This is a genomic window from Amycolatopsis sp. SID8362 (assembly GCF_010550475.1).
GTDB lineage: Bacteria > Actinomycetota > Actinomycetes > Mycobacteriales > Pseudonocardiaceae > Amycolatopsis > Amycolatopsis eburnea.
Window position 1 is genome coordinate 1 of the sequence record NZ_JAAGNB010001465.1, and the last position, 8,164, is coordinate 8,164.

An 8,164-nucleotide genomic window follows, 5' to 3' on the forward strand; every position below is an offset into this window, starting at 1 on the left:
GGCACCCGTCGTCGTCGGACCGCCCGGCCCGATCACGCCGTCCAGCGCGCCCGGGAGCCCGGCTCCGGTGAGCGCCGCGGGCACGGCGGACGCGGTCGACGTCGCGTCCTCCGGAGCGGTGCCGGGAACGCGCGGATCCGCGGGCGGGTCTTCGAACTCGGGATCGTGGTGCGGATCCCGTGGCGGCACCGGGTGGACGACGTCGCCGGTCGCGCTGACCTGCGGTGCCGCGTCGAACGTCGGCAGGCGGTGCCGGACGTCGTGGCTCGCGCTCTCGTACTGCTCCATCACGCGGACGGCTTCGGCCTTGGCGTCGTCCGCCTGCTTCTTGGTCGGGAGCTTGTCGTCGAGCAGCTCGTTCAGCAGGTAGCGGCCTTCGGGCCCGTCGAGCCGCTTGACGGCGTACCCCTGCTGGAACCAGTGCTCGGCCCAGTAGTGCACGGGCTTCGGCATCTTCGCCCGCGCTTCGCCGATCGCCGAGGTGTACGCGTCGAGGCCGTCGCCGATCTCGCGGGCGTTCGTGCTCGCCGTGCTCGCCCAGCCGGTCAGCTTGCCGATCGAGTCCGCGGCCCGGACCGCCGACGGGCCGCGCCACGACAGCAGCAGGTTCTGCACCAGCTTGTGGACTTCCGCCGTCTCGGTGTCGAGGCCCTTGGCCAGCTCGGCCCACCGGTGCGCCTGCTCGCCAAGCTTCGGCGGGTCGGCCGACTGGATCATGTCCCACAGTTCGCGGTGGTCGTAGCTGTCCCAGTGGATCCGGCCGAACGACGCTTCGCGGCCGTTGACTTCCTTCTGCCGCCGGACGCGGCGCGCCTTCCGCCTCTCCCGCGCGGTCGGCTGGTGGTGCGTGGAGTGGAACTCAGGCATCGCGCTCACCCGCCCGGAGGACCTCGGCGGCCTCGTCGTCGTTGCGGTGGTGCGTCGTGGCGACGCTGTCGAGCGCCTGCCGCAGCGAGGCCAGCTCGTCGAGGTAGGACCGCAGCGTCGCCTGCACGCCGCCGGGGTCGGTGCCGCCCCGCAGCCCGAACGAGCGGCGCATCCAGTGCGCGACCGGTCCGTGCCCGTCGGCCAGCGGGGTGCTCAGCTCGGCGGCCGCGGCGAGGTGGGCCGACAGCGCGCGGGAGCGCTCGTCGATGGCCGCTTTGGCCTGCTCGACCTGGTCGTAGTCCAGCGCGATGAGGCCGGCGTCCGCGACCAGCGCGGCCGAGCCGCCGCCGTCGGGCTTCGCGACGTCGGCCGCGGTCTCCCGTGGCTCGTTCGCCGTGAGCCGGTCTTCCTTGCGCAGCTGCTTCCGCGCGTCGGCTTCGTCCCGCACCGTCGCCATGGAGGTCCTTCCCTCGCCACCCAGGCGTCCATCCTGGCCAATGCGCGGCGCGAAGAGAAGTGGGCCCGCCGCGGCTGCACGGGTGGACACGAAGACTGCACAGGCGGATAGGGCAGGATGTCCGGATGATCCCGCGTCGTGTCCTCGGAGCCGTTCTCGCCGCGTTCACCGGGCTCGTCGTGCTCGGCGGGCCCGCTGCCGCCCAGACCGAAACCAGTCCGGCGGCGCCGACGACCCCGCCGCCCGCCGGCCTCGACGCCGTCGGCATCCCGACCTGGGTGTGGGCGCTGGTCTCGATCGCCGGCCTGCTCGCGGTGATCGTCGTCGGCATCCGCCAGCTCCGCCGGAAGGACTAGTCCCGCGGGACCGTCACGACCCAGCGCTCGGGGCGGCGGCGCAGGTACCCCCACCAGTACAGCGCCGACACCACCAGCACGCCCGCGGTAATGCCGAGGTCGAGCGCGCTCTGCTCGACCAGGACGTAGGCCAGCGCCCCGGCCGCGAGCACCGGCACCAGCGGCCAGGCCGGCATCCGCCAGACGTGCGGCTTCCGGTGCGCCGCCCGGCGGGCGCCCAGCGCGGCGGCCGCGACGCTGAGGTAGAGCGCGACGACGGCGACCCCGGTGACGCCGCTGAGCGTCTCCACCGGCACGAAGCAGAGAACCGCTTCGGACAGCCCGACCACCAGGGTCGCGACCCACGGCGCGCCGAACCGCTCGCTGACCACGCTCATCGCGCGGTTCACCGGCGTCGGCCACGCCTGGTCGCGCGCGGAGGCGTAGAGCACGCGCGAGTTCTGGATGACCATGACGATCACGGCGTTGACGATGGCCGCCGCGATGCACAGGCTGATCGCCGTGCCGACGGCCGGGCTGCTCCAGCCGGTGACCAGCGCGGTGAGGTCGACGCCGGCGAGCGCGGCGGCGTCCGGCACGGCGAGGGTGATCGCGACGACCGGCACGAGGATGACCACGGCGCTGATCCCGAGCGTCCAGAACACGGTCCGCGCGACGGTCTTGCGCGGCTCGCGCATCTCCTCGGCGAGGTAGACGGCGGTGCTGAAGCCCTGCACCACGAACAGCGCGACGGCCAGCCCGGTGACGACGGTGATCAGCCCGATCCCGCTGGTGCCCAGGGTCGGTTTGACCAGCACGGCGGGGCTCTGCGTGGTGTGCGTGAAGCCGAGCAGGGACACGGCGAAGATCGCGACGATCTCGATGACCAGGAAGACGCCGGTGATCCACGCGTTGGACCGCAGGTTCAGCAGGCCCATTACGGTCGAGGCGAGCATCACGAGCGCGCCCGCGACCGACGGGCTGACGTCGGCGACGGCGGCGAGGTAGTCGGCCACCCCGATCGCGATGATCGGCGGCACGACGAGGATCACGATGAACGACAGCATGAAGGTCAGCCAGCCGGCGAACCGGTTCGCCACGGTCGTCACCATCGCGTACTCGCCGCCCGCGCTCGGCACCAGCGTGCCGAGCTCGGAGTAGCAGAACGCGATCCCGACGCAGAGCAGCACCGCGAGCGCGATGGCGAGCGCGGTGCCGGTGCCGAGGTCGGCGAACAGCGGCGGCACGAGGACGAACAGCGAGGAAGCCGGCGTCACGCAGCTGAGCGTCAGCAGCGTGCCGCCGCCGACGCCGATGGAGCGGGTGAGCGTCTTCTTCGCCTTGGCGGGGACGGCGGCGGGTGGGGCGGGGGTGCGGGGCATCGGCGTTCCCTCCGGCCGGGGGCAAGGTGCGACGGATGGAACAGCACCGATTCGGTGTTGTCAACGCCACTTGGACGACTAAATCCGTTGTCGGGTCGGCCGTGATGCTTCGTATTCGGTGACGGGACGTGACGGCGTGGCGCGGTTGCCCGGCGTCGCCCGCGTCGGGGATGATCCGGACGTGAGCAGCCAGGACACCCCCAGCCGGCCCGCGCCGCCGGTGCTCGACGACATCTCCCGGCAGATCATCGCGCAACTGCAGGAGGACGGGCGGCGGGCGTACGCGACGATCGGCAAGGCGGTCGGCCTCTCGGAAGCCGCGGTCCGGCAGCGGGTCCAGCGGCTGTCGGACTCGGGCGTCATCCAGATCGTCGCCGTCTCGGATCCCTTGCAGGTCGGGCTGTTCCGGCAGGCGATGATCGCGATCACCGTGGACGGCCCGCTCGAGCCGGTCGGTGACGCGCTGGCCGAAATGGACGAGATCGCGTACGTGATCCTCTGCGCCGGGCGCTACGACCTGCTGTGCGAAGCCGTCTGCGCCGACGACGAGGCACTGCTGCAGCTGATCTCGACGCGGATCCGCGCGCTGCCCGGCGTCCGGCACGCGGAGGCGATGGTCTACCTCAAGCTGCGGAAGCAGACCTACCAGTGGGGTACTCGCTGAGGGTGACGACTGAATCCGAAGGTCTGTCCCCTGTGGAACTTCTGGATTAGTTGTTCAGGTTCGGCTGGACGACTGAATCGCTTGCATTGATGCTTCGGAGCGTGCGATAACCGAGGCATGACCACAACCGCCGACCGCGCCACCGCCGACGCTTCGAGCCTGGCCCAGGCCGCCCGCAGCAACCTCTGGATGCACTTCACGCGCCACTCCACCTACGACGAGACCGACGTCCCGGTGATCGTGCGCGGCGAAGGCCCGTACATCTGGGACGCCCGGGGCAAGCGCTACCTCGACGGGCTGGCCGGCCTGTTCGCGGTCCAGGTCGGCCACGGCCGCGAGGAGCTCGCCGAGGCGGCCGCGCGCCAGACGAAGCAGCTCGCGTACTTCCCGCTGTGGGGCCACGCCCACCCGGCGGCGATCGAGCTGGCCACCCGGCTGGCCTCGGCGTCGCCCGGCGACCTGAACCGCGTGTTCTTCACGGTGAGCGGCGGCGAATCGGTCGAGACGGCGTGGAAGCTGGCGAAGCAGTACTTCAAGCTCGTCGGGAAACCGGGCAAGCACAAGGTGATCAGCCGCGCGCTGGCCTACCACGGGACCTCGCAGGGCGCGCTGTCGATCACCGGCATCCCCGGCGCGAAGGCGGACTTCGAGCCGCTGGTGCCGAGCACCCTGCGCGTGCCGAACACGAACTTCTACCGCGCCCCCGAGCACGCCGACGACTACGAGGCCTACGGTCGCTGGGCGGCCGACCAGATCGAGCAGGCGATCGAATTCGAAGGTGCGGACACGGTCGCGGCGGTGTTCCTCGAGCCGGTGCAGAACACGGGTGGGTGTTTCGTGCCGCCGCCCGGGTACTTCGCGCGAGTGCGGGAGATCTGCGACAAGCACGACGTGCTGCTGGTGTCCGACGAGGTGATCTGCGCGTTCGGCCGGGTCGGGTACGACTTCGCGGCGAAGCGGTACGGGTACCAGCCGGACATCATCACGACCGCGAAGGGCCTGACGTCGGGTTACGCGCCGCTGGGCGCGGTGCTGGCCTCGGAACGGCTGATGGACCCGTTCACCCGCGGCGAGACGACGTTCATGCACGGCTCGACCTACGGCGGGCACCCGGTGTCCTGCGCGGTGGCGCTGGCGAACCTCGACCTGATCGAGCGCGAGGGGCTTTACTCGCACGTGCTGACGCGGGAAGCGGCGTTCCGGTCCACTTTGGACAAGTTGCTGGACCTGCCGATCGTCGGGGACGTCCGCGGGGCCGGGTTCTTCTACGGGATCGAGCTGGTCAAGGACAAGGCGACGAAGGAGACGTTCAGCGCGGCGGAGTCGGAGCGGGTGCTGCGCGGGTTCCTGTCGGAGGCGTTGTTCGAGGCTGGGTTGTATTGCCGGGCTGATGATCGGGCCGAGCCGGTGGTGCAGCTGTCGCCGCCGTTGGTTTGCGATCAGGGGCAGTTCGACGAGATGGAGCAGATCCTGCGGGACACGCTGACGCGGGCTTGGCAGCTGTTGTAGGGCTTCGCCCAAAAGGGCGGGGAAACCGCGCTTTCCGCCCGGCGGCGTCGTTCCTGAGTACCGTGGATCGCGGGGGACCGGGGGTAGGGGCCGGTGACCGGTCGCCCGCGTCCGTGTGGCCGGCCGCGCTCCCGGGAGGGGACCTCGATGACCGCCACCACGGACACGCCGCGGCTGCCGTTCGAACGGCCCAACGTCCTCGAGATCGCGCCGCTGTTCGCGGTGCTGCGGCGGCAGGGGCCGGTGGTGGGCGTGACCACGCCCGCCGGTGATCCGGCGTGGCTGGTCACCGGGTTCGAGCAGGTGCGCGCGGTGTTCACCGATCCGCGGTTCGGGCGGTCGCACCCGGCGCCCGAGGAGGCGTCGGCGTTGTCGGACGCCGCCATCCTCAGCCGGCCGCAGGGTGACCACGAGACCGAGCACGCCGAGCACGCGCGCATGCGGAAGCTGCTCGTGCCCGCGTTCTCGGCCAACCGGATCCGGCGGCTCGCCGGGCACGTCCAGGAGCTGGCCGACGGCTGCTTCGACGCGATGGAACGGGCCGGCGCCGGCGGCGAGCCCGTCGACCTGCACGAGCACCTGTCGTTCCCGCTGCCGGTGCTGGTGATCTGCGAGCTGCTCGGCGTCCCGTACGAAGACCGCGACACGTTCCGGGTGCTGTCGGACCGGATGGGCCGGATGGACATCGGCACCGGGGCGGAAGCCGCACTGGACGAGTTCGCCGCCTACATGGGGCGGCTCGCGGCGGTCAAGCGGCGCGAACCCGGCCAGGACGTCGTTTCGGACCTGGTGCGCGCGCAGGCCGACGACCCCGCGTTCGGCGACGACGACCTCGCCCGGCTCGCCGCCGGCCTGCTGTTCGCCGGGCACGAGACGACGTCCAACCGGATCGACCTCGGCGCGCTCTACCTGCTCACCGACCTCGCCCGCCGCGACGCGCTGGCCGCCGACCCCGAGGGCGGCGTCCACGGCGTCGTCGAGGAGATCCTGCGGCTGTCCGCGCCGAGCGGGCTCGGCGTCCTGCGGTACGCGCACGACGACGTCGAGCTCGGCGGTGTGCGGATCGCCCGCGGCGACGCCCTCGTCCTGGCGATCGGGGCGGCCAACCGGGACGAGACGGTGTTCCCGGACCCCGACGCGTTCGACCCCGCGCGCAAGCCGAACGCGCACATGGCGTTCGCCTACGGCGGCTGGTTCTGCATCGGCGCGAGCCTCGCCCGCACCGAACTGCGCGTCGTGTTCGGCTCGCTGTTCCGCCGGTTCCCGGGGCTGCGGCTGGCCGTCGGCGTCGATGAACTCCGGATCCGGACGAACCGTGTCACCGGGGGAGTGGACCGCGTGCCGGTCCTCTGGTAGACAACGGCTGCCGTGGCAGGAGGAAAAGCGTGACCCTGTGGGACAAGCTCGGGATGGATGACAAGCTCGTCAAGGTGCTGAAGGAAATCCCGGCCGGACCGGACGCGGGCGACTTCGGCCCGGCGTACGTCACGATCCACCAGCTCGCGGTCGAGCTGGACCAGCGCTTTCCCGAGGTGCGCGAGCAGCTGGACGTCCCCCTCGGCGGCGGCGCGACCCGGCACGCGGGGCTCGTCGAGCTGCTCGGCAAGGAACTGGTCGACAAGATCAAGCGCTACGGCGACGTCTACCCGATCGAAGCCGCCCAGCTGTCGGCGGTCCGCTTCCGCGAGCTGCGGCTGCGCGGTCCGGGCGGCCGCGACCTCGTCGGCGCGTCGAAGAGCGACCTGCCGCTGATCCGCCTGCGCCCGCGGGACTGAGCCGTGCTCGCGCCACCGGTCCGGGTCCTGGTGGCCGAACGTGACGAAACGGTCCGGACGCGGCTGGGCGCGATCTTCGCCGAGGCCGACGGCGTCGAGCTGATCGCCGCGGTCGGAGACGCGACGGCGGCCCGGACGACCCTCCGCCGCCGGCTGCCGGACGTGGTCCTGCTCGACCCGCGCCTGGGCCCGCTCGGCCCGGTGATCCGCCGCCCGGCGGTACTGGTCCTGGCGACGTTCGATTCCGACGCGGCGATCCTGCGAGCGCTGCGCGACGGCGCGGCGGGGTTCGTGCTGCGGTCGGCGCGGCGGAACGAGCTGCTGAAGGTGGTCCGCCTGGCCGCGGACGGGCACGTGGTCCTGTCCCCGGACGCCTCCCGCCGCTGGATTTCGGCGGCGACCCGGCTGTCGGGCCCGCGGGACGAGCGGCTGGCGCGGGTGGACCTGCTGTCGTCGCGGGAGCGCGAGGTGCTGATCGGGATCGGGTCGGCGCTGACCAACGCGGAGATCGCGGAGCGGCTCGGGCTGGCGGAGCCGGTGGTGCGGGAGTGCGTGGCCCGGGTGGTGCGGAAGCTGGGGTGCGCGCACCGCACGGAGGCCGGGCTGGTGGCTTACGAGCGGGGGCTGTGCCGTCCGGGCTGACGTTCGGCCTCGCGCCAGACCCGGCGACCGGCGCTCGGGCTAGCGCCCCAAGGTGGCCTTCGGTGCGTGAGACGCACCCAAGGTGGCCTTCGGTGCGTGAGACGCACCCAAGGTGGCCTTCGGTGCGTGAGACGCACCCAAGGTGGCCTTCGGTGCGTGAGACGCACCCAAGGTGGCCTTCGGTGCGTGAGACGCACCCAAGGTGGCCTTCGGTGCGTGAGACGCACCCAAGGTGGCCTTCGGTGCGTGAGACGCACCCAAGGTGGCCTTCGGTGCGTGAGACGCACCCAAGGTGGCCTTCGGTGCGTGAGACGCACCCAAGGTGGCCTTCGGTGCGTGAGACGCACCCAAGGTGGCCTTCGGTGCGTGAGACGCACCCAAGGTGGCCTTCGGTGCGTGAGACGCACCCAAGGTGGCCTTCGGTGCGTGAGACGCACCCAAGGTGGCCTTCGGTGCGTGAGACGCACCCAAGGTGGCCTTCGGTGCGTGAGACGCACCCAAGGTGGCCTTCGGTGCGTGAGACGCACCCAAGG

General features: G+C 71.8%; 9 protein-coding genes. 6 read left to right on the forward strand and 3 right to left on the reverse strand.

The window, feature by feature from the left end; translation table 11 throughout:
• Both G3I65_RS45055 and G3I65_RS45060 read right to left on the reverse strand, forming a co-directional pair.
• A partial coding sequence (locus G3I65_RS45055; RefSeq protein WP_160701531.1) for a PPE domain-containing protein occupies positions 1-867 on the reverse strand: 867 nt, incomplete at its 3' end.
• Positions 860-1,324 carry a hypothetical protein gene (locus G3I65_RS45060; protein ID WP_160701532.1) on the reverse strand — a complete coding sequence of 155 codons (465 nt, stop codon included), beginning with the start codon at positions 1,322-1,324 and terminating at the stop codon, positions 860-862. The genes G3I65_RS45060 and G3I65_RS45055, both read right to left, overlap by 8 nt.
• A gap of 125 nt (positions 1,325-1,449) precedes the next feature.
• On the opposite strand from G3I65_RS45060, the gene G3I65_RS45065 reads away from it, so the two are divergent.
• Positions 1,450-1,680 carry a hypothetical protein gene (locus G3I65_RS45065; protein WP_160701533.1) on the forward strand — a complete coding sequence of 77 codons (231 nt, stop codon included), beginning with the start codon at positions 1,450-1,452 and terminating at the stop codon, positions 1,678-1,680.
• On the opposite strand, the gene G3I65_RS45070 is transcribed toward G3I65_RS45065, so the two are convergent.
• Entirely contained in the window at positions 1,677-3,041 is a 1,365-nt protein-coding gene (locus G3I65_RS45070) for an APC family permease (RefSeq protein WP_160701534.1), read from the reverse strand. The two genes, G3I65_RS45065 and G3I65_RS45070, sit on opposite strands and share 4 nt — an antisense overlap.
• 181 nt (positions 3,042-3,222) lie before the next feature.
• Between G3I65_RS45070 and G3I65_RS45075 the strand changes: the two genes are divergently transcribed.
• The 5 genes from G3I65_RS45075 (at position 3,223) to G3I65_RS45095 (ending at position 7,631) form a co-directional block, all read left to right on the forward strand.
• Complete coding sequence (locus G3I65_RS45075; RefSeq protein ID WP_091388854.1) at positions 3,223-3,705, forward strand: Lrp/AsnC family transcriptional regulator; 483 nt, start codon at positions 3,223-3,225, stop codon at positions 3,703-3,705.
• Positions 3,706-3,822: 117 nt separating this feature from the next.
• On the forward strand, positions 3,823-5,214 hold the full coding sequence (locus G3I65_RS45080) for an aspartate aminotransferase family protein (RefSeq protein ID WP_160701535.1): 1,392 nt from the start codon (positions 3,823-3,825) through the stop codon (positions 5,212-5,214).
• 147 nt (positions 5,215-5,361) lie between these two features.
• Positions 5,362-6,570, forward strand: coding sequence for a cytochrome P450 (locus G3I65_RS45085; RefSeq protein ID WP_160701536.1), 1,209 nt, complete (start codon positions 5,362-5,364; stop codon positions 6,568-6,570).
• A 29-nt stretch (positions 6,571-6,599) separates the two neighbouring features.
• Positions 6,600-6,989: a hypothetical protein gene (locus tag G3I65_RS45090; RefSeq protein WP_160701537.1), complete on the forward strand. Its 390-nt coding sequence runs from the start codon at positions 6,600-6,602 to the stop codon at positions 6,987-6,989.
• A 3-nt stretch (positions 6,990-6,992) separates the two neighbouring features.
• The gene (locus G3I65_RS45095) at positions 6,993-7,631 is read left to right on the forward strand and encodes a response regulator transcription factor (RefSeq protein ID WP_160701538.1); all 639 of its coding nucleotides are present in this window, start codon (positions 6,993-6,995) and stop codon (positions 7,629-7,631) included.
• The last annotated feature ends 533 nt before the right edge of the window (positions 7,632-8,164 follow it).

Excerpts from the sequence above, each read along its gene's own strand:
- G3I65_RS45085 (WP_160701536.1), top strand. The coding sequence starts at position 5,362 with ATGACCGCCACCACGGACACGCCGCGGCTGCCGTTCGAACGGCCCAAC.
- G3I65_RS45060 (WP_160701532.1), bottom strand. The coding sequence starts at position 1,324 with ATGGCGACGGTGCGGGACGAAGCCGACGCGCGGAAGCAGCTGCGCAAG.
- G3I65_RS45065 (WP_160701533.1), top strand. The coding sequence starts at position 1,450 with ATGATCCCGCGTCGTGTCCTCGGAGCCGTTCTCGCCGCGTTCACCGGG.
- G3I65_RS45070 (WP_160701534.1), bottom strand. The coding sequence starts at position 3,041 with ATGCCCCGCACCCCCGCCCCACCCGCCGCCGTCCCCGCCAAGGCGAAG.
- G3I65_RS45080 (WP_160701535.1), top strand. The coding sequence starts at position 3,823 with ATGACCACAACCGCCGACCGCGCCACCGCCGACGCTTCGAGCCTGGCC.